Raw genomic sequence first — 26140 nt, 5'->3', positions numbered from 1 at the left:
TGTTATATTATTACGTCTGCTTATTCATTCCGCAAGCTTTTCACCGGATTGGAAAGAGCTGCTTTGATAGCTTGGAAACTGACTGTGAACAACGCAATAAATAAGGCAACCACGCCAGCCAGACCAAATACCCACCACTCTATATCAATGCGGTAGGCAAAATCTTCCAGCCATTTATGCATAAAATACCAGGCAATTGGCGTAGAAATGACAAAGGCAACAGCTATAAGCTTTAGAAGATCTTTAGAGAGCATAGCCACAATCTGAGAGACAGAGGCACCTAATACCTTGCGGATACCTATTTCTTTGGTGCGTTGCTCGGCTGTAAAAGTGGCCAGACCAAATAAGCCCATGCAGGCAATTATGATGGCAAAAGCGGTGAAAGCAAACATAATTTTTGCTGTGCTGATCTGATTTTCATATTGCTTCCGGTACGTATCATCCAGAAAAGTATAGTCAAAGGGCTTATCCGTTTTGTAGCGGTTGTAAACTTGCCCGATAGCCCCTATTGTTTCGGGGATGGAAGCATATTGTGACAGCTTAATATATAAATAATCCCGGTATACAGAGTCGGGAGCAATAGATAAAGCCATTGGTTTAATTTCCCGGGCCAAGGTAGCATAATTAAAATCTTTCAAGACGCCTATTACATTTTTCGATATGCCCTCTCCTACATCGATTCTTTGCTGATAATTTCCGGCATGTATTCCCAGTTGGTTAGCTGCCATTTCATTGATAACCATCTGATCTTTGGTAACAAGCGCCTGCCCTCGCTGGGGCGGAATGGCCCATTTTAAACCGAGTGCAGGAATAAACTCTTCATCCACCGCAAAATAATGAACAGATACATCTTTTATAGAATCTGGGCTTTTTATACTCCAGATATTACCGTATCTACCATACATGACCAGTGAAGAGGCTGTAATGTGTTCTACTCCTCTGATTTGCCGTATTTCTTCTCGGATAGCTTTGTAATATTTATCAAGCCCATCTTCTATATCCAAGTGAACTACTGCTACCCTTTCCCGGTCCAACCCTGTATCTTTTTGCATGAATAAATTTAGTTGGCCTTTTATCAGAATAGAACCAATGATGAGCGCAATAGAAACTGCAAACTGAAATACGGTGAGCCCTTTACGAATCCAGGCAGCATTTCCTGTAGGGCTAAAACGACCTTTCAACACCTCTACCGGGGCAAAACCAGAAAGAAGAAGCGCCGGATAACTTCCTGAAAGGATGATACAGATGATATAAAAGATAAATGTAGGAACTAAGAAATATGGGCTTTTCAGGAATGACTCATCTACGCTGAATTGAAGTATCTGGAAAAAAAGCGGTTGCAGCAGGATAAAAATTATTACGGACAGGCTAAAAGCCAGGGACACACAAAGGCTGGATTCCAAGTAGAATTGAATTATAAGGGATTTTCTAGCTGCCCCTGCCACCTTCCGTATTCCCACTTCTTTTGCCCGGCTAGTTGAACGGGCGGTAGTGAGGTTGATGTAGTTAATTAATGCTAATGCCAGAATAAGTATGGCTACTACTGAAAAGATAGTAACTGCCTGCCTGGCACTTGGTAACAGGCTATTAAAATGTAAGTCAAAAAGCGGATCGAGGATATAACTAGCATGTGAACTCTTAATCTTATCATCAATAGTTAACAAGGATGGTATCTTTTGGGCAACCCGGCTTGCCAACGCTTGTGGGTGCAATAAGAAATAGGTGCTGTATCCACCGCTAGCCCCTACACGTTCGAATTGCTTATCCATTTCCTGGGCACTCATAAACTTTTCATATATTTTCCGCTCAATAGACCGATATGAAGAAAGATCAGCCAGGAAGTCAAATTGAATAGAGGAATTAGGCGGTAAATTCCGGAGAATACCTACCACTTCAAACGTGTACTGCTTATCGTATAGGAGGGTCTTCCCTATTGGATGAGCATCACCAAAATACTTCCGGGCTGTTTGCTCGGTGAGTAGAACAGTAAAAGGCCGCGAAAGTGCTGTTTTAGGATCGCCTTGCAGAAAGTCAAAAGTGAATACGCGTAGAAAACCTTCATCGGCAAATGCAAACTCAGGCTCGAAAAACTTGTGCTGACTATCACTTTGTACCAGTTTACTCCCAAAACCTGGTTCTTTAAAACGTGCAAAATCCTCCACTTCCGGACAGGCATTTTTTACAGCCTCTCCAAACCTATAGGACATCCAAGGTACACTATACGATTCATTACCTGCCTGGTGTTTAAATTCTGCCCTTACAATCCGGCCGCCTTTCTGGTGAAAATGGTCATAGCTGTACTCATGCGCTACATATAACACAATCAGTAAGGTAACAGCCATACCAGTAGCTAAACCTAAAATATTGATCAGCGAAAATGTTTTATGCCTGAGCAGATTCCGCAAGACAATGGTTACATAATTTTGCAGCATATTTTTGTACGGATTAGTAATTACTACTTACTCAGCTATTACCCGATATACACTTATTCGTCAATCGTCATTATTCATTCCTCAAACTCTTCACCGGATTAGCCTGGGCCGCTTTGTAGGACAGATAACTTACCGTGAGCAGCGCTACCAGAATGGCTGTTAACGCCGCCCCTACAAAAATCAAAGGGTTCATGTCTGTGCGGTAGGCAAAATCTTCGAGCCACTGCCGCATAAAATACCAGGCTACTGGCAGGGCAATTACTACGGCCACCAGAACCAGGCGCAGAAAATCTTTGGACAGTAAAAACATAATCTGGGAAACTTCGGCCCCTAATACTTTGCGGATGCTTATTTCTTTGCGCCGCTGCTGGGCTGTAAAAGCTGAGAGGCCTAATAAACCCAATACCGCAATGAACAGTGCCAGAAGAGTAAAATGGCTAAACATGGTGGCAAAGGTTTGTTCACTCCGGTACAGGTTGGCAAAATCTTCATCCAGGAAATTATATTCAAAAGGGGTTTCAGCATTCACCCGTTTCCAGGTCTGTTCTATAAAACTCAGGGTTTGGGACACCTCAGCCGTATTGATTTTTACAGCCAGTTGCCCATTGTTTTTATTATAGAGCATAAATACAGGCTCTACTTTGTGGCGGATAGTAGCAAAGTGAAAATCTTTTACCAGGCCTACTACCTGATACGTAGTATATTGCTGCGGTCCGGTTTCCAGGCGTATGGTTTTTCCAATGGGGTCTGGCCAATTCAATAGCCGGGTCATTTCCTCATTAATGATCATGGAGGAAGCCGAATCGGCCGGAAATTCGGTGGAGAAATTGCGGCCTTGCAGCACCTGTATGCCCATAGTCGGGATGAATGATTCATCAATGGCCATGATGCTGGTAATGTAATTAATGTCTGTGGGTTTGCCTTCAGGCAGAATATTGGTACGGCCCAGTTGCTGCCCCAGCTTCACACTGGCGGTACCAGTGCTAAGTACGTTCGGATTCCGCTTTAACTCATTTTGTAAAGTCCTGGCCCGCTGCTGCGCTTGTTGGCCCTTAAAAGGTATAGAAATTACCTGTTCACGGCTAAAACCCAGATCTTTGCTACGGATATAATGCATTTGCAGAAACACAATACCCATGCCCACCATTAAGGCAATGGAAATGGTGAACTGCAATACCACCAGTGTTTGCCGGAGCCGGATGCCACGGTTACTATTTTTAAATGCACCCTTTAATACAGCTACCGGCTTAAAACTCGATAAGACAAATGCAGGATAACTTCCCGCCAGCAGGCCTAACAACCCCACCAGACACAAAGCACCTATAATTGCCACTGGCGAAAGCAAAGGAGCCAGGGTAGCATACCGCTGATACACATTGTTAAGCACAGGTAAGAGCAAAATAGCCAGAGCAAAAGCAATGACGAATGAGATAGCCGTTACCACCATCGACTCCAGTAAGTGCTGCCCGATAAGTTGCTCCTTCACGGCTCCTACCACTTTGCGTAAGCCTACTTCTTTTGCACGCCCGGCTGCATGTGCCGTTACCAGATTCATAAAGTTCACAGCTGCCAGCAGTACAATTAACAGGGCTACAAAAGCCAGTACATATAGATTGGAGCCTTCGGTTTTGTTATGGTTTTGTTCAAACAGAATTTCGCCAGAGTTCAGGTGTACATCCGACAAATATTGTAAGGTTGGTTCAAAAAACTCGTAGCCCTGGTTTTTGTCGGCTACTTGTTTAAGCTTAGGAATAATGGTTTTTAGATCCCGTGGCCTGTCGAGCAGCAAATAGGCGTGTACACCAATGCCATTAAAAGAATTGAGGTATTGTGCATAACTGGAATCAGCGGGAGTAGGGGTAATAGAACGCAGCATATCAAACTGCAAATGCGAATTTTTAGGCGGATCGGCCATTACTCCCTTTACATTCAGTGCAGTGGTATTCATCTGAATGGCCTTGCCTACCGGATTTTCTTTGCCAAACAGTTTAGTAGCCAGAGACTGGGTGAGCACTACTGCATTTGGTTCATCCAGAATACCTTTTACTTCCCCATTTAATAAGGTATAATCGAAAATGTCAAAAAAAGAACTTTCTGTCCGGTAAGCCCCCTCCGAACTAAGCAGATTGTCACCCACCCGCAGCGGCACACGGCCCTGGTTAAATATCCGCACCGAATTTACCACCTCTGGCACATCCCGCCCTATGGCCGGGGCAAAACCCGGATAAGTCACGCCGACCAGTTTACTTTTTACTCCTTCAGCATTGTCGATGGTAAGTATCCGGACTATACGGTTTTTTTTCGTATTAAATCCATCGTAGGATAAATCTTCGTAAATAAACAGGGCAATTAAAATACTGGAAGCCAGACCTACCGCCAGGCCCAATATTTTGATAATGGAGTAGAACTTTTGGTTCATCAGGTTGCGCAGGGCAACGGTGATATAGTTTTTTAACATAGACCTATACTAATTGGTGATGAGTGACAAATAATTCCTTTTTGCTAGTTCTCCAGGAACGGCTCATGAATCAACCGTCATTATTCATTTCGTAATATGTCTGCAGGATTGGCTGCCGCTACCCTATATGTTTGTGTGCTTATAGCCAGTAAGCCTATAGCTAGCAAACCCATAAAACTGATCACTAATATATCTGCGCCTATAGCCACCCGGTAAGCAAAATTGTATAAGAAAACGGTGCCGCCCAGGTATCCTAGCGGTAATGCAATTAAGCCAGCTACCAGCAATAAGACCACAAAGCTTTTAGAAAGCAATACTACCAGGTCCCATACACTGGCACCCATCACTTTGCGGATGCTTATCTCTTTCTGGCGGGTTTCGGCCGTAAAAGTAACCATGCCGAGTAAGCCTAAGTAAGCGATTGTAATAGCCAGAAATGCCAGAAAACCCAGTGTTGAAATTAAATCCCAGGCACTACGGCGCTCATTCAGGTCTTTTTCAAACCAGCTGTAGGTAAAAGGTTGTGACGGATTTATTTTCTTCCATGCCTGCTCCAGTTGCTGGATAAGTACGGACGAATGGATATGCGTTACTTTTACATTCAGGTAATTAACCGCTTCCGGATTATAGTAGAGAGCCATGGTGCCAATTGGGTTACTTAGCGGCTGGTAATGGAAATCTTTTAACACGCCTGCTATCCGGACCTGGCTTGAATCATTCATCCAGAGTACGCGGTCAATCGCTTCAACCGGTGTTTGTATACCTAAGGCTGCCAAGGCTCTCTCATTGATAATGATCTGTTTCTCTATGGAGGAAGCAGTAGCAGGAAAAGTATGGCCAGCCAATAGCTTCAAGCGCATGTTAGCTATAAAATTAGCATCCACCGCATAATAACCTACCCGAACAGGATTACTACCTGGCTGTACTTTTAGCTCTATATTATCGGTGACATCTCTTCCCATGTTAGTTGAAACAGCTGAGATGCGTTCTACCCCATTTACTTTCGATAGTTCACTGCTCAATAATGGATAGCTGGTACCTTGCAAGGGAATAGTGAGGATATCTTTTGCACTGAATCCATACTCAGCATGTATCATGTAATTGAACTGCCGGTAGGTGACCATCAGGAAAATAGTGGCCACCAGTGACAAAACAAACTGGCTGACAATTAGCGATTTTCGTACGTTGACACTGCCAAATAATTTGACAGCCGTCAGGTTTTTTAAGGCTCGTACCGGCTGAAAAGAAGAAAGCACCCAGGCCGGCAAGGTTCCTGCCATTAATCCGGCAAACAGGCTAAATACTAAAAAGTACAGGAACATATACGTATCCGGTGGAGTTTCGGGGCCGAATGGGGTATAATCTATTATTAGCATCAATAGCAAACAGGCCACTCCCAGTGAAAGAAGGCTTATTACGATGGCTTCCAGAATGAATTGCATAAAAATCTGGTACCGGAAGGCACCAGCTACTTTCCGGATACCAACTTCCTTGGCTCTGGTTAAGGATTTGGCAATGGAAAGGTTAGTATAATTAAAACAAGCCGATAACAGGATAATTAAACTAATGCTGATAACACCTGCTACCATTTTCCGGGTGTATCCTTTGCCAATGTCATTGTACAGATCTTTGCCGGGTGTGATACTAGGTAAGGCTTGCGCTTCAAAATTTATTGTCGAACCATTATTTGATTTATCCAGCTCTGTCAGGTGAGCTGAAATCTGGTTTAGCGCCTCTGTCAGTTTTCGCTTACTGGCTGTTTCCTTTAACGTGATATAGGTATAGCCTTCCATCACAGAATTCCATTGGGTGAGTTTTTCAGTAAGTTTGCCTGACTTCTCCAGTACGGGTACAGAAGCCATAGAAGCAAAAGCTTCAAATGTAATATGCGATTTGCCGGGAGCATCTGCCAGTACACCAGTAACCTGAAAATCTCCTAGTTCTTGGAGAGAAATAACCTGGCCTATGGGTTCAGTACTTCCAAAAAATTTACTGGCTGTTTCTTTGCTGAGTATAAGGCTATTGGGAGCTGAAAGTGCTGTTTTAATATCGCCCTTTTCCAACGTAAAGCCAAAAACAGCAAAGAAAGCAGGATCAGTAAATGCCCCCTTCAGGTCTAATTCTTTACCACGGCTACTGGCCATGCCTTTTAACGCGGGATATAAACGCACGGCATGTTCTGCCAGCGCATACTCTTTCAGGATAGTCTCTGTTAAAGGTAGCGGAGAGCTAGCCAATTGAAAATGGTTGCCATCTGGGTTTTTTATTTCTGTAGTGATGCGGTACGTGCGGTCGGCCTGCGGATGGAATGTATCATAATTCAGTTGATCTTTTATAGCCATCAGAGCAATCAGGCAGATACACATGCTGGTGGCCAGACCAAAGATGTTAATAAAGAAAAACAGCTTATGGCGTAAGATATTCCGGACCGTAATAATCAGATAGTTTTTCAGCATGTTGTTTATAAGAATTAGTGAATAATGAGGGTTGATTACTCAGGCATTACTCAATCTATATTCAGTCGTCCATGGTCATTCATCATTATTCATTGCGTAACGTTTTCACTGGGTTTGTATAAGCCGTTTTTATGGCATGGTAGCTCACCGTAAGCAAGGCAATTACAATGGCACAGATACCTGCTATCAGAAAAGTATCAGGCCGGATAGCTACACTGTACTCAAAATCTTCCAGCCACTTGGTCATGGCATACCAGGCAACCGGTGAGGCTATCACAATCGCCAGCAGTACCAGTTTTACAAAATCTTTAGATAAGAGCAGTACAATATTGGAAACATCGGCACCTAACACTTTGCGTACACTCATTTCTTTGGTTCGTTGCTCAGCTGTGAAAGCTGCCAGCCCGAACAAACCCAGGCACGCAATACAAATGGCAATAAAAGCAAATACACTAAATACAGCCATCTGCTTTTGCTCCGATTTATACAGGTTTTCATAAACCTGGTCGAGGAAGGTATATTCGAAGGGGTATTGCGGGGCTACCGTTAACCAGGCTTTTTCTATTTTCTGGAGGGCCTGCTGCGGATTGCCGGGCTTAATTTTAACAGCCATAACCCGGTTATCTTTGGCTACCACAAGTATCATAGGATCTATTTTGTCTTTCAGGGAAGAGAAGTGAAAATCTTGCACAATGCCTACAATTTTGCGGGGAGCATCTTCCCGTAAGGTAATCGTAATGTCTTTTCCTAAGGCTTCTTCATTGGTCCATCCGAGTTGTTTTACTGCCGTTTCATTAATAATGGCTGCCTGGGTGGTATCCGTACCGAAATCCCTTGAAAAATCCCGCCCGGCTACTACTTTCATACCCAGAGTTTTTATATAATCAAAATCGGTGAATACCGTGCGGAACTGCCATTTGTCTTCTTTTTTCTCAGGAATGTCTACAATAAATCTATCGTGAAAGCCGCCAGGTTCGCCAGACATGGCTGAAATACTTAGAATATCCGATTCCTGCTCGAGTATAGTTTTAAACCGGTCTTTGTTTGTACGGATATCGTTGTTGTTAATGCGTACGAGCACTACATGTTCTTTGTCATAGCCTAGTTTCTTTTGCTGGGTAAATTCCATCTGCCTGGTAATAATAAATGTACCAATAATAAGAATGATGGAAATGCTGAACTGCACGACTACCAGGCCTTTGCGTAACCAGGCGCTTTGCGGATTGGCTTTAAAACGGCCCTTAAGTACTTTAATCGGCTGAAACGAAGACAGGAAAAAGGCCGGATACGTGCCTGCAAATAACCCCACCAATACGGCTATTCCCAGCAGAATCAATGCAATGAAGAAAGCACCGAAGGGAATGGTTAACTCTTTTTCAATAAATGTATTGAAGGCAGGTTTAAAAAGCCATACGATACCCATGGCAAGCAGCAAGGAAATAAAGGAAAGCACAATAGATTCGCTCAGGAACTGGGCAACCAGATGAGATTTGTACGCCCCCATTACTTTTCGCAGGCCAACTTCTTTGGCACGTCCCATGGAGCGGGCGGTAGACAAATTCATGAAGTTAATGCAGGCAATCACCAGGATAAACAAGGCAATGGCTGTAAATATGTATACTACTTTCTTATCGCCATGCGATGCCTGGTCGTATTGGGTTTCGTTATCAAAATAGATGTTCTCCAGCGGCTGTAAGGTTAGGGCTACTTTGCTCCCAAACTTTTTAAATTCTTCCCCCATGTACTTATCCATAAAAACAGGCAGTTTCGCTTCCAACTGCTGTTCGCTTACGTTGGGCGACAGCCTCACATAGGTAGACATACTGTTGTTCCACCACTCATTAAACCACTCCTGATTTTTAAACAAGCTCATAGGCACCAGCATATCTGGTACAATGTGTGAGTTCCCTGGAAGAGGCCCCATAATGCCAGTTACTGTAAACTGGTCTTCTCCGTCCATGGTCAGCACTTTTCCGATAGGGTCAGCATTACCGAAATATTTTTTAGCAGCGGCCCGGCTCAGTACCATGCTATTAGGTGCATTCAGTACCGTTTTAGGATCTCCAATTTCCAGAGGAAAAGAAAAGAACTGAAAAAAAGTAGAGTCTACAAACATGCACTGCTTTTCCATAAACGACTGGTTGTTGAGGGTAATTAACACACCGCCCCCAATATGCAGCACACGCATGGTTTCTTCTATATCACTGGGAAAATCGTTTTGCAGGCTGGGGGCATACGGGCCGGATGTGGCAGGGGTACCCTTTCTATCGCCATTCTCATCTGAGCTGCGCAACAAGCGGAATATACGCTTGCCATCAGCATGAAACTTATCGTAGTTTAACTCATTCTGGATAAACAGAAAAATAAACAAGCAACAGGCAATTCCAACGGCTAACCCAAAAATGTTAATGAAGGAATAAACCTTATATTTGAGCAGATTGCGTATAGCAATGGTGAGATAGTTTTTCAGCATAACGGTCTACAGGTGAAGGTAAGAGAGGCTACTTCAAGAAATCTGCCTTTAGAGTAAAGTATTAGTATTCAATATATTACATGCTGCCTTAGTAATATCTACTTAAAAAAGTGTCCGGAAACGAACACTTTTACGTACGTTATCGGACATACATTTTACAACATTTTTTGTGTGCGTATTACACCTACTGTAATCTGTATGCAATGGGTAACTATGGAGCGGGTAAGTAGCCTACATTTCTTTACTATACGTCCGGCAAGTTTCCCACTGATAGGGTCGGTACAGATATACTTAATTATTAGGCATATAAAATTGAATTTTTCAATTATTTTTTTTAATCTGTAGTGGATAAGCAGCTACTTTTATATGCCAGTTTCCGTATACTACTAGGCTGCAGTATGTTAATATTTTTTGATACACCGTAAGTAGTTGATTTACTCCACGCCTATGCGGGCAGAAGAAAAGAACCAAAAACTACAACCCTTTATCTCGCTAGTAGAGGATATAGGAGATGCTGTGTGTATCCTATCCCTTGAAGGAAAACTTGCGTTTATTAATACCGCCTGTCAGCACTTGTTAAAGGGGAGCAGCCAGGAGCAAATTTTATCATATGGCGGTTTAACTGGCTTGCTGCCTGCAAACGTTTACAATAGCATTTTTAGCCATATTTCAGCTAATAAACCATGGACGGGAGATGTCTGGCTTCGAACAGTAAGCGGAGAAAGTATACCAGCACAAGCCAAAGCAAAGCCGCTGACCGGAGCCGATGGAACCATCCTGGGAGCTATGCTTTATTTTAAAAGCACTTCTGGTAAAGACAATCCGGAAGAATGCCTGCGGCTAATGGAGCCCTTTGTAAAACATGCCCATGATGCCATAATGATTACGAAAGCCCACCCTATTGATGAACCTGGACCTCAGATTGTGTATACCAATCCTGCGTTTACGCAGATTACTGGGTATACGCAGGAAGAAGTGCTGGGTAAAAGCCCCCGGTTTTTACAGGGACCAGCCACCAGCCGTACAGCACTCGACCAAATCCGTAAAGCCCTGGAAACAAATACCCCTATAACGGTTGAACTTATTAATTACACCAAATCCGGGCAGCCCTTCTGGGTGGAGTTTTCCATCGTACCAGTACCAGACGAAAATAGTACGGTTACTCATTATGTGTCTATTCAGCGGGAAATTACCCATAAAAGGCAGGCGGAGGAAATGCTCTCAGAGAAAAATGAGGCTTTACAAAAAGCCCTGCAAATTAACAAAGGGATTTTTGAGCATTCCCTAGACGTCATTTGTGTGTTTGATAAAGAGGTACACTTTGTCCAGGTAAGCCAGGCTTGCCAACGCCTATGGGGATATAATCCGGAAGAATTGATCGGCCAGTCGCTGGGAAAATTAGTATATCCGGGAGATATGGAGAAAACCATTGCCATGTCAGAGAAGTTTATGGCTGAAGGCATTATGACTGATTTTGAACACCGCATTGTCCATAAAGACGGCCGGCTCATCCCTATGCTGTGGACGGGTTCATGGTCGGAAGAGAGCAGTTGTATGTTTACGATTGGCCGGGATATCAGTGAAAAAAAAGCTGCCGAAGAACGGATAAAGCAAAGTGAGCAATTATACAGGTCTTTGTCGCAAAACTACCCCAATGGTACCATCTCTATCTGCGATAAAGAGTTCAACGTATTGCTGATGGAAGGCCAGGAACTAACCCGTTATAACGTAACCTCGGATATGCTTACGGGCAGGCAACTAAATGAAATATTTGGATTACACGTTGGTGAATATATCAAAGAGAAAATAGCCCCTACATTTGAAGGGGAATCCTTATTCCTGGAACTGCATTTTGATACCAGGTATTATTTATGCACCACCGTTCCCCTAATTAAAAATGAGTCTATAGATCATATCCTGGTAGTAACGCAAGACATTACCAGCCGTAAGCAGATAGAGCAAAAGTTACAGGAAAACGAGCAACGCTACAAATCGTTGTTCGAATACCACCCCGATGCGGTGTGCGCCATGGATTTAACAGGCAATTTTATAAGCCTCAACCCGGCAATGGCTACGTTAGCTGGCGCACCTATAGAAGAATTACTCAATAAATCGTTTGTTCCGCTGGTAGCCCCACAGGACCGGGATCAGGCAGTGCATTATTTTAAGAAAGCCTGTGAAGGGCATCCGCAAGACCTGGAAATTAATTTTATTATGCCCACAGGCGACCTCCTGATGGCACATTTAATAAATATTCCTATTATTATCAACAAAGAAATAACCGGAGTTTACTGTATCCTGAAAGATATAACCCCTACGAAAAAAGCCCAGAAACTCGTAGAACAAACCGCAGAACGGCTCAATAATATTTTGAACAGCATTGGCGACGGTTTTTTTACCTTAGACAAACATTTTACGGTTACGTACTGGAATAAAACCGCTGAGAAAATAACGAATATTAACCGGGAGAAAATAACAGGTAAAACCTTCTGGGAAGTTTTTCCGGCTACACGAAATTTAAAATATTATGAAGAATACAACAGAGCTTTGGATGAACAAGTACCAGTGCATTTTGAGGAATGCTACACACCGGCCAATGTCTGGACAGAAGTAAACGTCTATCCTTCTGAAGAAGGGCTTACGGTTTATTTCAGAGATATTACCGAGCGGAAAAAGGCAGAAGAAAATCTGCAAAATTATAACCTCCAGCTGCAAAAGATTAATCATGAGTTAGACCAGTTTGTATACAGGGCATCGCACGACTTACGCGCTCCGCTGGTTTCGATCATGGGTCTTATAAACTTATCGCACCTGGAGAAAGATGAAGAGCAAAAAAGACAGTACCTGGTTTTAATGGAAAAGAGTGTACGTAAGCTGGATACCTTCATTCAGGATATCATTTACTACTCTAAAAACTCCCGCACTGAACTTGTTGTCAGCGAAGCAGACTTTGCCGCGATGATCAGCAGCACAGTAGATGATTTAAAGTTTATGGAAGAAGCCAAATCCATTGACTTCCGCACAGATATTAAACAGCCTTCTAAATTTTATACCGACGAAAACCGCTTAACGGTGGTGTTGCATAACATTATTGCCAATGCCATCCGCTACCATGATCCTTCCAAAGAGCAGTTTATTGCTATAACAGCCAGGCCTGAAGGCAAGCAGCGTATACGAATCATTATTGCAGATAACGGACAAGGCATTGCCAAAGAGCACCAGGCTAAAGTGTTTGAGATGTTTTACCGGGCTACCGATAAAAACGTAGGCTCCGGACTGGGCTTGTATATTGTAAAAGAAAATTTAAAGAAACTAAAAGGAACCATAGCCCTGGCCTCTGAGCCTGGCAAAGGAACCACCTTTACCATAGAAATCCCCAACTTAGGGGATCAACAACCTATTAGTACCTAATTCACCGGCTTGCTAAGTAGTTATATAAGCTGGCAGCTATCACACACGCACTACCTGTGTCTTGAAGAATGTAGCGCATACGATCAAAGCAACGTACCATTTGCTGCCTATACGTTAACCTATAGAAAGTAAGCTAATTACAGAAAAATAAAGTCCGTTGCTTGCTTGCTATTGGCATAAAAATTTTTCTATATTTCTCTTCAGAAAACCATTGCAAAAACAGTTTTTACATCCTTCGGTAACAACCTTTCCCTGTTTTTGTAAGAGGTCTTTTTTTTACCACCTTAACCATTTTTTTATGCGTTTCAAACTATCTACACTTTTGGCTGCGGCAGCCTTGCTGATGACAACCGGCTGCCAGGAATTATTAGACATTTTTCATGAAGTAAAACCCCGCAAAATTGAGGTAAAGGAGTTTGTCTCCGGACTTGCCGCACCCATTGGTATGACGCTTGATGCCAAGGGCAACCTATGGGTAACGGAAATTGGTACTGGCAATAACGATGGCAAAGTACTTATTATCACTGAAAATGGTACCAAGTATACAGTGATTGAGGGATTTCCTTCCGAATATAATGAACAGGACCAGACAGCGGTAGGCCTGAACCATTTACTGGTAAAAGATGGCATTGTATGGATTCTGCATGCCTTTGGCGAGCTTTATAAATTTGATATGGCTTCCTATCATCCTGGCGATGCTCCCGTAAAAGCGGAAGATCTGGCAACCGAAGATATTGGCACGTTTGTGCTGGAGTATGAATTTGCTGAAGACACCGGAGAATCTAATCCATTTAATTTAACAGCAGGCCCTGAAGGCGATCTATTTATTAATGATGCAGCGGCCAATGCTATTATCCGCCGCAGCAAAACCGGCCAGTTAAGTGTGTTTGCTACGTTCCCTAATATACCCAATCCACTTCCTATCGGGCCACCCAGCATCCATTCTGTGCCTACTGGTATTGCCTATGACGGTCACCGCTTTTTTGTCTCTACGTTAACAGGTTTCCCCTTCCCTACCGGAAAAGCCAGAATCTATCAGGTAAATATGGCCGGAGAGGTTTCAGTATATAAAGAAGGATTTACAATGCTCACCGATATCAGCCTGGATGCCAAACATCAGCCTCTAGCTTTGCAATTTGCTGAATTTGGAGAGCAAGGATTTAAACCCAATACAGGCCGCCTCACCAGGGTTACGCCAGATTCCAGCTTAGTCCTGGTTGATAAGCTGAACCTGCCTACCTCCGTTGCTAAACGCAATGCGAATACCTACTATGTAAACAGCCTGGCAGAAGGCAAAATCAAGAAAATTTTAAATGTATATTAGTGGCAGAGGGCATAGAGCAGAGGGCATGTAGAAATACAGAACTATTCATTTCATCGTGCCCTCTGCAAAAATGCTCTTGGCTCACTCGTTCCGCAAGCTTTTAATTGGGTTAGCTAATGCTGCTTTTATCGATTGGTAGCTCACGGTTATGCCTGCAATGAGCAGCGAAACGGCTATGGCTACAAGGAATATACCAGCTCCCAAAGGAATACTATACTGGAAGTTTTCAAGCCAGCTGTTCATTAGGTAATAAGCAATGGGTGCGGCAACCAGGAAGGCCAATATCACAAGTACCGCAAATTCTTTGAAAAACAGCAAGGATATCTGTGCAGTTGAAGCCCCTAACACCTTGCGGATACCTACTTCTTTGGTTTTCTGGGTAGTAATAAAGGCAATTAATCCAAACAAGCCCAGACAGCCAATAAATATGGCTATTCCGGCAAACAGCTTAAACAGGCTGGAAGTCCGCTGTTCATTCCGGTAGAAGCTGGCAACGGTCTGGTCTAAAAACTCATAGCGGAATATGTTTTCCGGATACTGTTTAGTCCATACTTTTTCTACATGCGCTATGGCTTCTTTCAGTTGAACGGTATTTAGCTTAATGTTGATTGTCCGGTAAGTCCGGTTATACGTAGCCAGAATACAAGGTTCAATTCCTTCCCGCAAAGAGGTTACATGAAAATCCTCCACCACTCCCACAATGGGTATATTAACCTGGCCATACAACGAAATCCGCTGACCAATGGCTTCATCCGGGCTCTTAAACCCTAGCTGCCTGATCAGTGCTTCGTTTACCACCACTTCTTTAATAGTATCTCCTTTCAGGTAATTGCGGCCGGCTAGTAATTTTAGCTTGTATAATTCCAGATACTGCTCATCGCCAAATTTTACATCGGTAATAAAGTCTTCTACTGCTCCGTTTCTGGCATAACTGAAACCAGTCCGCGACCGCCCGGTGGATGAAATACTCAGGTTGGAAAAACTAACCTTAGCTACTCCAGGGTGCGACATCAACTCAGAACGCATGGTTTCAAAATTCAAATCCTGAGTACTGGCCAGAGGTACTGTCAGTACGGCTTCTTTATCGTACCCCAACGATTTGGTGCGGAAATACTCCATCTGGCTGGCAACTACAATGGTGCCGATAATAAGCACTTGCGAAATACAAAACTGTACAACTACAAGCCCTCTCCGCAACGATAAGCTGCCAGTGCTGTGCGTAGCAAATTTGCTTTTCAAAGCCTGAATGGGATTGAAGCCAGACAAAATAAGGGCCGGATAGAAACCAGATAAGAAGCTAACAGCAAGCAATATTGCCCCCATATAGGCAATAACTACCGGATCTTGCAGCGGGGTAAAATAGATTTCCAGGTCCAGAATTTCACGGAGCGAAGGTAAAGCCAGTATGGTTAATCCTACGGACACCAGCATGGCAAAAAAAGTAATTAAACTCGTTTCCCAGATAAACTGCCAGAACAACTGACTCCGGCTGCTGCCTAATACTTTACGTACGCCTATTTCCTTAGCCCGCTTAATAGCTTGCGCCGTAGCCAGGTTCACGAAATTGATGCAGGCTGTAATGATTAAGAATACTCCTACCAAGGCCAATGCCCATATCGTTTCTTTCGCTACCACCCTACCGGTATAATTGCCATACTGGTCGTCGAAGTGGATGGTAGACAAAGGCTGCAGTACATACGAAATGCTTCTGGCTGCTTCAGCCCCCATATGCTTGGCAGCGAATGTTTTCAGTTGTGCCGCCAATGTATTCGTAGTTACATTTTTGGGCAATACAATAAAGCCTTGGGTATAATAATTCAGGTTAATCCAGTTTGTACGGTTCTCTTCTGAAAATACTTCTTTCAGGGTAGCATCAGAAATGAGTACTGTAAACGGAAAATCGGTGTTAGCCGGGAAGTCTTTGAGGATACCTGTTACTTTCAGATCGTAGGTATTGTTGAGCCGCAGCACTTTGCCTATAGGAGCCTTATCATTAAAATACTTTATCGCCTGTGTTTCGGTAAGCACCACTGAACGGGGCTCTGTAAGCGAACTCTGCGGATTGCCATGCAGCCAGGTATAGTCGAACATAGAAAAAAACCTGGGTTCAACATAGGCAATGCCATTTTCCTCCTGGTAGCGTACTGGCTCCTGGCCATCTCTGGTTATACTTACCATACCGCCACCTACATAGTTTATCATAGTAGCTTCTTCCAGCTGAGGTATATCATTCCGCATAGCTTCTATAAAAGGGAAAGGCACATTAGGTAAGGCATTATCTTGCCCGTTAAAGACCACATGGGTGTTAATGCGGTAAATCTGGTCTTTCCTTGTATGAAAGGCATCGAAACTTAATTCAAATTTTACAACCAGAAATATCACCAGGCTGCAAGTAATGCCCAGGGCTAAACCAAAAATATTTATAGCCGCATAGCTCTTGTTCCTGCCCAGGTTCCGTAAGGCAGTAGCTAAATAATTTTTAAACATAGGGATAATAAGTATTGATTAATGATGAATGAATACAAATGAATATTGACGAATGACTACTCTTCCGGTAATCATCCGTCATTGATCATTAGTCATTGGTTGCACTCCTTCTGCGGACAAAGGTGATCGGTATCAGGTCATCTGTAGGCGTACCAATGTCGTACACAAGCCAGTCTTTATCGTAGCTGTTCAGCATTTTGCGCAGGCAGGCAACCCGGTCGGCATCTGCCAGGTTGCAGTCTTCCCAGTAGAAAATTTCTATCCGGTAGTTATACTCTTTTTTTACGCCATTGATTTTTACTTCAATTTCAATGTCCTGTTTGCCAGGCAACTGTGGAATTGGTATAGCAATTTGTCCCATACGTATAATTATTTAAAGGTGTATCTTTTGGCAGAGCGCATAAAACATGGTACGTGGAATGTTTTGCTTTCACCCTTCGCTCCATGCCTATCTGTGCCCGTTCATTCGTCCCGCAGTGAATCAGCCGGGTTAGTTAAGGCAGCTTTAATAGAATGATAACTTACTGCCAGCAAGGCCGTACAGGCACCCATAACTCCGGCTGTGGCAAATAACTCCCAGCCCAGATCTATCCGGTAGGCAAAATCCTGTAACCACTGGTGCATAAAATAATACCCTACCGGAATAGCAATAGCAAAAGAAATAAGAGCCAGCCGAACAGTATCTTTATTGAGCAGTATCAATATTTGCCCGGCAGAAGCCCCCAACACTTTGCGGATACCTATCTCCTTGGTACGGTTCAAGGCATGAATACCCGATAAGCCGAACAGGCCCAGGCAGGCTACCACAATAGCAAATAGGGTAGCCCCATGTATGGTTTTCAGCCATTGCTGTTGTGCCTCATACAGGGTTGCCACGTCTTCATCTAAGAATCTGTAGGTAAAGGGAGAATTTGCGGTAAGTACGTTCCATTGGTCTTGTATTTTATGGATGGTTCCTGCCATATCTCCGGGTTTTAGCTTAAACCAGAAAAAAGCAGCCCGATGTGGTTCTAAGCGGTGTACAACAGGTCCTATTGGTGAAAGCAGGCTAGTGTGGTGGTAATCTTTTACTACGCCTATAATCCGGTAGCCAAGCGTTGAATTATATTCTCCTACGGTAGCTTCACTGCCCAGCATATTGAACAAGGTTTCATTTACTACGGCGGCTCTTTCAGTGGTGGAAGTGTCTGTAGAGAAGGCAGGTGAAAAATCTCGCCCTTGTACGATCTCTAGCTTCATCATATTGGCATAGTTGTAATCTACCCGCATTACACTAACGCCTACCTGTTTGCCGTCAATGGTATGCATATAGGTATCGAAGCCGGAACTAAAGGTATGCCCGGCAGCCGAAAAGCCAGCTAAAGCAGGTTCAGTAGTAGCGAATGCCTGCAACCGCTGGGCTATAGCAAGTGTTTTTTGAGAATTGCCCCAATCCGGATTTTCTACAAGTAAAGTTTGTTCCTTATCAAAGCCTAAGTCTTTGGTGTTGATATAGTGCATCTGGCTGGCAATACCCAAAGAACCAATCAGCAGGCTCATACAAACCGTATATTGCAAGACTACTAAAACCCTGGAAAGCCCGGGACTGATGCGGAACGTCTGATGGCGCTTAATAATGCTGAGCGGTTTCACACCTGAAATGAACAAGGCCGGATAGACGCCTGCCAGTACTCCAACGGCCAGTGCAGTACTAAGCATAGCCAGCAGAATACCAGAAGCATGTGCGGCCGTAATCTCTATGCGGGCATTTGTAATCTGGTTGAAATAAGGCAATAAAGCAACTACCAGCAACCAACCGGCTACTACTGCCATGCACACCATTACCTGTGTTTCCACCCAGAACTGGCTGACCAGCTGCCATCTTGGTGCGCCTATTACCTTCCGCAAACCCACTTCCTGCATCCGGGCCGCTGTATTAGTTAAGGTAAGTAAGAAATAATTCAGGCAGGCAATCAGTAGAATAAGGATAGTAAGGCAGGCAAGCTGGTATATGTTTTTTAGAGAGGTATAATGGCCCCAGGGAGAAGCTGCATTGTAATGACATTCTGTAAGCGGACGCAAGCTAAGGTGAAAATCATTGGCCTGAAAGGTTTCGTTGCCTTCGATTAATGGCTTAAAATACGTTCTGCCAAAATCATCCAGTTTTTTTGCAAAAGCTTGTCTGGATGCCCCTTCTCTTAGTTCAACAAAAGTAAGCACGGAAGATGTACTCAATCCTGCCTCGAGGTAATTTTGATAGCCAGGATAAGCCTGTATGGGAAGCAAAAATTCGAACTGGATACTGGAATTAGCCGGTACTGTTTTAGCTACCCCGCTTATAGTGAACAATACTGGTTTTTCCCAGATAAACTCCAGGGTTTTACCTACAGGATTGTCTGTGCCAAAATATTTATGGGCTATGGATTCAGAAATAACTACACTATTGGGGCTAGCCAGCACAGTAGCTCGGTTTCCATGCACCAGCGGAAAAGTAAATACCTCAAAAAAGTTAGTATCTACATACAGGGCTTTTTCCTCCCGGAAGCTCTGGTTATTATACCGGATAGTTTCGCGCCAGCCAGACTTTAGGCGCAAGGTTTGTTTTACTTCCGGAAAGGAAGCTTTTAATTCAGGGGCCAGCACCACTGGCATTACAATCTGGTTCCTTTCCTGATCCTGCTGCGGAAAAACAGAAAACAACGATTCCTCTGGTTGTTTAGCCTGGGCGGGCGTATGAAAACTGCTGCTCTCTATCCGGTAGATAGATTCAGCATTGGTATGGAAGGTATCGAATGACCGTTCCTGCTCAATGTAGAGGTACACCAGCAGACAAAAGGCAATGCCCAGCGATAAGCCAAACACATTAATGATAGTATACGTCTTCTTCCGGAGCAGATTCCGCCAGGCAATTTTCAGGTAGTTTTTGAACATCGTTTTTGTGAATTGTGAATACGGACACATGCCTGTTTTTTATGCATTTGCCAGTATGGATTAGTTATTATTCATTCCGTAAACTTTGCACAGGATTGGCCAGCGCCGCTTTAATGGATTGATAACTTACCGTAAGCAAGGCAATCAGCAACACCCCGGCTCCGGCTATTACAAAAGTATCCCAGCCAATGCCAATGCGCGTAGCAAAGTTTTCGAGCCATTTATCTATCAGCACATACGAAAGCGGGGTAGCAATCAGAAAAGCAATAATGACCAGTCTGGTAAACTCTCTGGAGAGCAGCAGCACAATGTTGGGTACCGTGGCTCCTAATACTTTGCGTACGCCTATTTCTTTGGTGCGTTGGGCAGCAGTGAAGGTAGCCAGGCCGAATAAGCCCAAGCAAGCTACTCCAATAGCTATACCTGTAAATACCAGAAACGTACGGCCAATTTTCTCATCGGCAGCATATTGCTTATTAAACTCCTCATCCAGAAAGAAATACTCAAAGGGATGGTTCGGGAAAAGCTCTTTCCACTTTTTCTCTACAAAAGCCATGGTAGAAGCGATTTCTTTTGTCTGCACTTTCAGGCTGATGTGGTTGAACCTAGCTATATTCACGGCCATTACCAGCGGCTCAATGGGGGCTTGCAGCGAGCGGTAATGAAAATCTTTATAAACACCAATAATTTCCCCATCCCGGCCAAAGCCAGTGCTTAATTTCTTCCCGATTGCTTCTTCCGGCGAAGCCCAGCCAAAAGCCTTCACTGCTTTTTCATTAATCATGAAAGTACTTTCGGCATCGGTGGCCCGTGTTTTATCAAATGCCCGTCCGGCCACCAGGCCAATGTTGTACAGCTTCAGAAAATCAAAATCTACAAACAGGTAGTACATTGACTGGCCCTTGTCATCGGCTTCATCCATCAGGGCAATAGCAAAATTATCTACGCCTCTCCCTGGTACACTGGCCGACGTAGTGGCTTCTGCAATAGAAGAATGGCTTTTAAACTCATTTTTTATTTGCTCATAATTCTCCTTAATAGAAGCCCCTCCCCTCACCGGAAGTACTACTACTTGCTCTTTGGAAAAGCCCAGGTTCTCATTTTTCATAAAATTGAGCTGCCGGTATACCATAATGGTGCCTGCCATCAGCATCAGGGAAATGGTAAACTGGCATACCACTAAAACTTTTCGCAAAGTAGCTCCTTTGGCTCCCATGCTGAGCTTTCCCTTCAATACTGATACCGGGCGGAACGATGATAAAAACAGGGCCGGATAGGCGGCCGAGCTAATGCCCAGCAACACGGTAGCACCAAGCAGCGTAACCACTGCCTGAGGTGTAATTACCTGACCCAAATCTATTGTTTGTCCGGAAAGGGCTTCAAACCAGGGATGCACGGTATACACCATTCCTAGAGCCATCAGCAAAGCAGCCAGGGTAAGCAATAATGATTCAGCTATAAACTGGAATACCAGTGGAGTTCTGGAAGCCCCTACTACTTTCCGTATGCCTACTTCCTTCGCCCGGTTAGCCGCCTGGGCAGTAGTCAGGTTAATATAATTAAGGGAGGCGATTAATAAAATAAGTACCGCAACTACCGACAGAATATACACATTCATAGCACTGCCTGGCACTTCGGCTTCGCCACTCAGGTTAGAATGCAGATGGATGTCTGTTACCGGCTGCAGAAAAAACACGTAATTCACTACCCATTCTTTTAGCAGGTCTCCTACATATGCATTGGCAGCTGTAGCCACTTGCTTTTCAAATAGAGGCAGATTTATGTTCTCTTTCACTTTGATATAGGTAAAAAACATAGTAGAATGCCAGTTGGCGGCTTCATCCTGGTACCAGGCTTCGTTTTGCAGCATCGTTATGGAGGTAAGCATGTTCAAGTTCAGGTGGCTGTTATAGGGCAGCCTAGCCATTACGCCTGTTACCTCATACTGCTTATCATTTATTTTCAGCATTTTCCCTACCGGTTCTTCCTGGCCAAAGTATTTCCGGGCAGTTTCTTCGGCAAGCACCACTGTTAAAGGCCGGCTTAGGGCTGTTCTGGAATCACCTTTCAGCAACGGAATGGTAAATACAGTAAAGATATCAGGCGTGGTAAGAAACAAGTTATCTTCATAAAAACTCTTTTCTTCGCCGTATTTTACCAGCTGGCTGTTCCATTGCCACAACTGCACGGCTTCTTCTACCTGCGGAAAATCTTTTTTGAGGGCCTCAACAAGCGGAGCAGATGTTTTGGCAAATATGCGGTTATCCGCCTTGCTTTGAATATCGATGGCTACCCGGTAAATGCGGTCAGCATCCTGGTGGTAGGTGTCATAACTCAGCTCATTGCGGATGAAGAAAAAGATAAGAATACAGGAGGCAATACCCACCGCCAGCCCGGCAACATTCAGGGCCGTATAGCCTTTGTGCCGGCTTATATTCCGCAGCGCAATCGTTACATAGTTCTTTAACATAGGTATAGTGATTAGTGAATAATGACTACTGATTACTCAGGCATTACTCGATAATAGGTATTCATTCATTAATCGTCATTATTCATTGCGCAAGCTTTTTACCGGATTAGCCAGCGCAGCTTTGATAGATTGATAGCTAACCGTAAGCAGTGTAATCAGCAGAGCCCCTGCCGCCGAACTTACCATAATCCACCATGATATGCCCGACCGGTACTCATACCGCTGCAGCCAGATGTACATCAGGTACCAGGCAACAGGCACAGCAATCAGCAGGGAAACAAGCACCAGGCTTACAAAATCTTTGGAAAGCAGCATCCACAAATCCAGGATAGAAGCACCCAAAACTTTGCGCACCCCAATTTCTTTTACCCGCTGCTCAGCAGTGAAAGAAGCCAGACCGAATAAACCCAGGCAACTGATAAATATGGCTAGTGCAGCAAAAAAACTTGCCAGCTGGCCAATGCGTTCTTCACTCTTAAATTTTAAGTCATATTCCTGATCGGCAAACTTATAGTCGAATGGGCTGCCAGGATCATGTTGCTGAAAGATAGGCGTAATGCGGCTCAGGGCTTCGCGGGTACTCAAAGCAGGGGTAATTCTCACATTTACCAGGCCTGCCCAGTCGGGTTTTAACAGAAATACGGTAGGCAGCACCGGTGAATACGGCGAATCCATTACCATATCTTTTACTACCCCAATAACATGATAGGCGTCTTTATGCCATTTAATGGTTTGGCCTACCGGATTCTCAAGTCCCATAAACTTTGCAGCCTTTTCATTAAGGATAATGGCTGAGGAATCGGTAGAAAAATCCTTGGAGAAATCTCTTCCGGAAATGAGCTGAAAACCTACTGTTTTGCCATAGCCATAATCGCCGGCTATAGTACCCAGCATCACACTCTGATTAGGATCTTTGCCGGGCCATTCAAACCCACCATTGGTAGAAAACACATTGGTAACCGGGCTAGACGACACGCAAACGGATTCTACCGCCCCACTGGCCAGCAGGTCATTTTTTAATGCCTCATAATTGTCGTAGATTTCTTTGGTATTCATATTTACATACAACAATCCCTCTCTGGAGTAGCCTACCGGGCGGTTTTTGGCATGTTGTACCTGCCGGAATACAACCATTGTTCCGATGATAAGACTGATAGAAACTGTAAACTGGAGTACTACCAATGCTTTGCGGGGAATAGCCGCATAACGTCCGGCCCGGAAGGTGCCTTTCAAGACTTTTACCGGATTGAAAGAGGATAAATAAAAAGCCGGATAACTGCCTGCAATAAGTCCGGTGAGTACTGTAAAACTCAGGCATAGCACCCAGAAAACGGAATTGCTCCAGGGAAGCACGATGGCTTTATCAGCTACTTCATTGAACGCAGGCAAGGCAAGTATTACCCAGGCCAATGCCAGAGCAAAGGCCAATAGAGTCATTAAGATAGATTCACTCAGGAATTGATAAATGAGTTGCTGGCGGATAGAACCTAATGTTTTGCGGATACCTACTTCTTTTGCCCGCTTTTCAGAACGTGCGGTAGAAAGATTCATAAAGTTGATGCAGGCCAGCAGCAACACAAATACGCCGATAATGCCAAACAGCCATACAAACTCGATTCTTCCGCCGGAAACTACACCATTCTTAAATTCTGAATGCAGATGCCACAAATTCATCGGATGCAGAAAAACCTGTTGTGTAGCAAATTTATCTTCTTTCAGGTGGTCCTTAATGACGTTGCGGATTTTGGCTGAAAGTTGGGTAGCATCTGCCTGTGGGCTTAGTTGTGCAAAAATCTGGTACGAATTACTATCCCAGGCATCTTGTGAATTTTTTATCCATTCATGCGTGGATACATGCAGTTGCCAGGGAATCATAAACAACAACTCATGAAAATCTGAGTTATGCGGCAAATCCTCATACACCCCGGTCACTTTCACATTTAATTTGTTGTCTACTTTTATCACCTTATTCATCGCATCTTCATCGCCAAAAAGGGTGGTAGCCAGTGACTGGGAAATAAGTATAGAAGAGGGGTCGGTAAGTCCGTTACGGGTGCCTTGCAACATTTTCAGGCTTAACATTACTGGTAAATCAGGCTCTGCTGCTGTACCCGTTCTGGTAATTTTTTTATCTCCATAGGCCAGTATATAGTCTCCCCACCACGAACTCATCGCCACATAAGGAAAATCGTCTTTAAATTTAGTGCGGAGTTCATTTGCCAGTGGAAAAGGCATAGCCTTTTGCGGGTTTACCTCCCCATTCCAGGTCTGAGTCATCCATACCTGCGTCAGCCGGTTGTAATGCTGGTGATACTTGTTGAACGAAAGTTCATCCCAGATCCAAAGGCCAATAAGCATAGCTACGGCCATCCCAATAGATAAACCCACAATATTAATGGAGGAATATACTTTGTTTTTCAACAAGTTCCGGAAGGCAATGGTTAAGTAGTTGCGTAGCATAGGCGTATGATTCTGAACCTGGCGTTAAAGGATTATATGATTTGCAAGAATCTCTTTTGACTCTTTGAAGCTATTAAGTTGCACCTGCGCAGAATATGCTCACAATAAATTTGCCCTTACAATAAATATCTAATAATCAGCACATTACAATATACATTAATTATATCTCTCCAATGAAGGTGTCCGGAAATGAACACTGGCTGCACGCAGGTGAACAGTAGATTAAGGTATAATGCCTGGTGAAGGAGCAGAGAATGAATTTTCTGAATATATCTTTTAGCCCTTTACACCATGCCTGCATTTACTGCTTATTTTAATTGGCTGATTACTTTGGCATCTACCCAATAAATGTCCCCATCTTTGGAAAAGAACAGATACTTTCCATCAGCTGTTACAAACGGGCAGAATTCATAGCCTTGCGTGTTTACCGCATTTCCCATATTTTTTGCCTTTGTCCACTGGCCTTTTGCATCTTTAAAGCTAATAAACAAGTCTCCGCGGCCATATCCATCCGGCCTTTCTGCACAATAGATCAGGTAATCTTCTTCTGGAGAGACAAAAACATCTGCTTCGTAATGATCAGTATTAATGGCACTGCCTAATTTAGTAGAGGAGCTAAAAGCAGTTTTTACGAAAGGAGAGTGGTAAATATCATACTTTTTAGACTTTACATCTTCAGCTTCTTTGTTGGAAGAGTAATACATCGTCCCTTCTTTGGTAAAAGAAATGTAATACTCGTTATGGGCAGAGTTTATTTCTTTTCCCGCATTAATCGGTTTCGACCACCCGTTTTTTTCCCGCTGCACATACCAGATGTCTATATCTTTCTTGTCTCCCTTTCCATCCATGGCCTGGTCGGAGATAAAAAACAGCTTTTGTTCATCAGGCGACAGAAAAGGATCATTATAGCCATATTTATCACTGCTCAGCAACTTTACCGGCTCCCTCCATTTATTATTTTCAAACTTCATATATTCGATATGTGGCCGTTGCGCAATCTCCACCGCATAATAAAACTCTTTTCCATCATGTGAGAATACCGACCCAAACTCATAGCGGTCTTTCAGAGATACGATACCCGGAGCAAACAGCTTAGGTGTAAGGCCAGGCGGCTCCTGATTCAGGTAACTAATAGCTGTATTGGCAGCTGTTTGGCCCAGGCATAGCCTACTTACAAATAGTAAGAGCATAGAAAGTAAGAGAATGGACTTCATATACAATTGTTTAGGTGAGGAACAAACTGAATGGCATGGCGCAGG

The 26140-nt window shown here is 43.7% G+C and carries 12 protein-coding genes; 2 read left to right on the top strand and 10 right to left on the bottom strand.

What is annotated here, in order from left to right; all coding sequences use genetic code 11:
- Positions 1-20 precede the first annotated feature (20 nt).
- The 4 genes from Q0590_RS13970 to Q0590_RS13955 form a co-directional block, all read right to left on the bottom strand.
- Positions 21-2432 carry an ABC transporter permease gene (locus tag Q0590_RS13970; protein ID WP_302038175.1) on the bottom strand — a complete coding sequence of 804 codons (2412 nt, stop codon included), beginning with the start codon at positions 2430-2432 and terminating at the stop codon, positions 21-23.
- Between the two features lie 70 nt (positions 2433-2502).
- Positions 2503-4890 carry an ABC transporter permease gene (locus Q0590_RS13965; RefSeq protein ID WP_302038174.1) on the bottom strand — a complete coding sequence of 796 codons (2388 nt, stop codon included), beginning with the start codon at positions 4888-4890 and terminating at the stop codon, positions 2503-2505.
- An 80-nt stretch (positions 4891-4970) separates the two neighbouring features.
- The gene (locus tag Q0590_RS13960; RefSeq protein ID WP_302038173.1) at positions 4971-7346 is read right to left on the bottom strand and encodes an ABC transporter permease; all 2376 of its coding nucleotides are present in this window, start codon (positions 7344-7346) and stop codon (positions 4971-4973) included.
- A gap of 85 nt (positions 7347-7431) precedes the next feature.
- Positions 7432-9819, bottom strand: a complete 2388-nt coding sequence (locus Q0590_RS13955; RefSeq protein ID WP_302038172.1) for an ABC transporter permease — start codon at positions 9817-9819, stop codon at positions 7432-7434.
- A gap of 447 nt (positions 9820-10266) precedes the next feature.
- Here Q0590_RS13955 and Q0590_RS13950 point away from each other — a divergent pair, with 447 nt between their 5' ends.
- Together Q0590_RS13950 and Q0590_RS13945 are read left to right on the top strand one after the other, a co-directional pair.
- A complete protein-coding gene (locus Q0590_RS13950) occupies positions 10267-13230 on the top strand; it encodes a PAS domain S-box protein (RefSeq protein WP_302038171.1) in 2964 nt (987 codons plus the stop codon).
- A gap of 298 nt (positions 13231-13528) precedes the next feature.
- Positions 13529-14554: a ScyD/ScyE family protein gene (locus tag Q0590_RS13945; RefSeq protein WP_302038170.1), complete on the top strand. Its 1026-nt coding sequence runs from the start codon at positions 13529-13531 to the stop codon at positions 14552-14554.
- Positions 14555-14635: 81 nt separating this feature from the next.
- On the opposite strand, the gene Q0590_RS13940 is transcribed toward Q0590_RS13945, so the two are convergent.
- The 6 genes from Q0590_RS13940 to Q0590_RS13915 form a co-directional block, all read right to left on the bottom strand.
- Positions 14636-17041 carry an ABC transporter permease gene (locus Q0590_RS13940; protein ID WP_302038169.1) on the bottom strand — a complete coding sequence of 802 codons (2406 nt, stop codon included), beginning with the start codon at positions 17039-17041 and terminating at the stop codon, positions 14636-14638.
- A gap of 88 nt (positions 17042-17129) precedes the next feature.
- Positions 17130-17402, bottom strand: coding sequence for a hypothetical protein (locus Q0590_RS13935; protein WP_302038168.1), 273 nt, complete (start codon positions 17400-17402; stop codon positions 17130-17132).
- A gap of 101 nt (positions 17403-17503) precedes the next feature.
- A complete protein-coding gene (locus Q0590_RS13930) occupies positions 17504-19951 on the bottom strand; it encodes an ABC transporter permease (RefSeq protein ID WP_302038167.1) in 2448 nt (815 codons plus the stop codon).
- Between the two features lie 67 nt (positions 19952-20018).
- Positions 20019-22421, bottom strand: a complete 2403-nt coding sequence (locus Q0590_RS13925) for an ABC transporter permease (RefSeq protein WP_302038166.1) — start codon at positions 22419-22421, stop codon at positions 20019-20021.
- 78 nt (positions 22422-22499) lie between these two features.
- The gene (locus Q0590_RS13920; protein WP_302038165.1) at positions 22500-24881 is read right to left on the bottom strand and encodes an ABC transporter permease; all 2382 of its coding nucleotides are present in this window, start codon (positions 24879-24881) and stop codon (positions 22500-22502) included.
- A 308-nt stretch (positions 24882-25189) separates the two neighbouring features.
- Positions 25190-26095 (bottom strand): TolB-like translocation protein, encoded by a 906-nt coding sequence (locus Q0590_RS13915; protein WP_302038164.1) that lies wholly within the window; start codon positions 26093-26095, stop codon positions 25190-25192.
- Between the last annotated feature and the right edge of the window lie 45 nt (positions 26096-26140).

The sequence above is a fragment of the Rhodocytophaga aerolata genome, from assembly GCF_030503435.1.
GTDB classification, from domain to species: domain Bacteria; phylum Bacteroidota; class Bacteroidia; order Cytophagales; family 172606-1; genus Rhodocytophaga; species Rhodocytophaga aerolata.
This window is presented reverse-complemented; position numbering and strand designations above follow the sequence as displayed.

What these genes read in the sequence shown, in the direction of transcription:
- Q0590_RS13920 (WP_302038165.1), bottom strand. Translation starts at nt 24,881, where the DNA reads ATGCTACGCAACTACTTAACCATTGCCTTCCGGAACTTGTTGAAAAAC.
- Q0590_RS13950 (WP_302038171.1), top strand. Translation starts at nt 10,267, where the DNA reads ATGCGGGCAGAAGAAAAGAACCAAAAACTACAACCCTTTATCTCGCTA.
- Q0590_RS13925 (WP_302038166.1), bottom strand. Translation starts at nt 22,421, where the DNA reads ATGTTAAAGAACTATGTAACGATTGCGCTGCGGAATATAAGCCGGCAC.
- Q0590_RS13915 (WP_302038164.1), bottom strand. Translation starts at nt 26,095, where the DNA reads ATGAAGTCCATTCTCTTACTTTCTATGCTCTTACTATTTGTAAGTAGG.
- Q0590_RS13960 (WP_302038173.1), bottom strand. Translation starts at nt 7,346, where the DNA reads ATGCTGAAAAACTATCTGATTATTACGGTCCGGAATATCTTACGCCAT.
- Q0590_RS13945 (WP_302038170.1), top strand. Translation starts at nt 13,529, where the DNA reads ATGCGTTTCAAACTATCTACACTTTTGGCTGCGGCAGCCTTGCTGATG.
- Q0590_RS13935 (WP_302038168.1), bottom strand. Translation starts at nt 17,402, where the DNA reads ATGGGACAAATTGCTATACCAATTCCACAGTTGCCTGGCAAACAGGAC.
- Q0590_RS13970 (WP_302038175.1), bottom strand. Translation starts at nt 2,432, where the DNA reads ATGCTGCAAAATTATGTAACCATTGTCTTGCGGAATCTGCTCAGGCAT.
- Q0590_RS13940 (WP_302038169.1), bottom strand. Translation starts at nt 17,041, where the DNA reads ATGTTTAAAAATTATTTAGCTACTGCCTTACGGAACCTGGGCAGGAAC.
- Q0590_RS13930 (WP_302038167.1), bottom strand. Translation starts at nt 19,951, where the DNA reads ATGTTCAAAAACTACCTGAAAATTGCCTGGCGGAATCTGCTCCGGAAG.
- Q0590_RS13955 (WP_302038172.1), bottom strand. Translation starts at nt 9,819, where the DNA reads ATGCTGAAAAACTATCTCACCATTGCTATACGCAATCTGCTCAAATAT.
- Q0590_RS13965 (WP_302038174.1), bottom strand. Translation starts at nt 4,890, where the DNA reads ATGTTAAAAAACTATATCACCGTTGCCCTGCGCAACCTGATGAACCAA.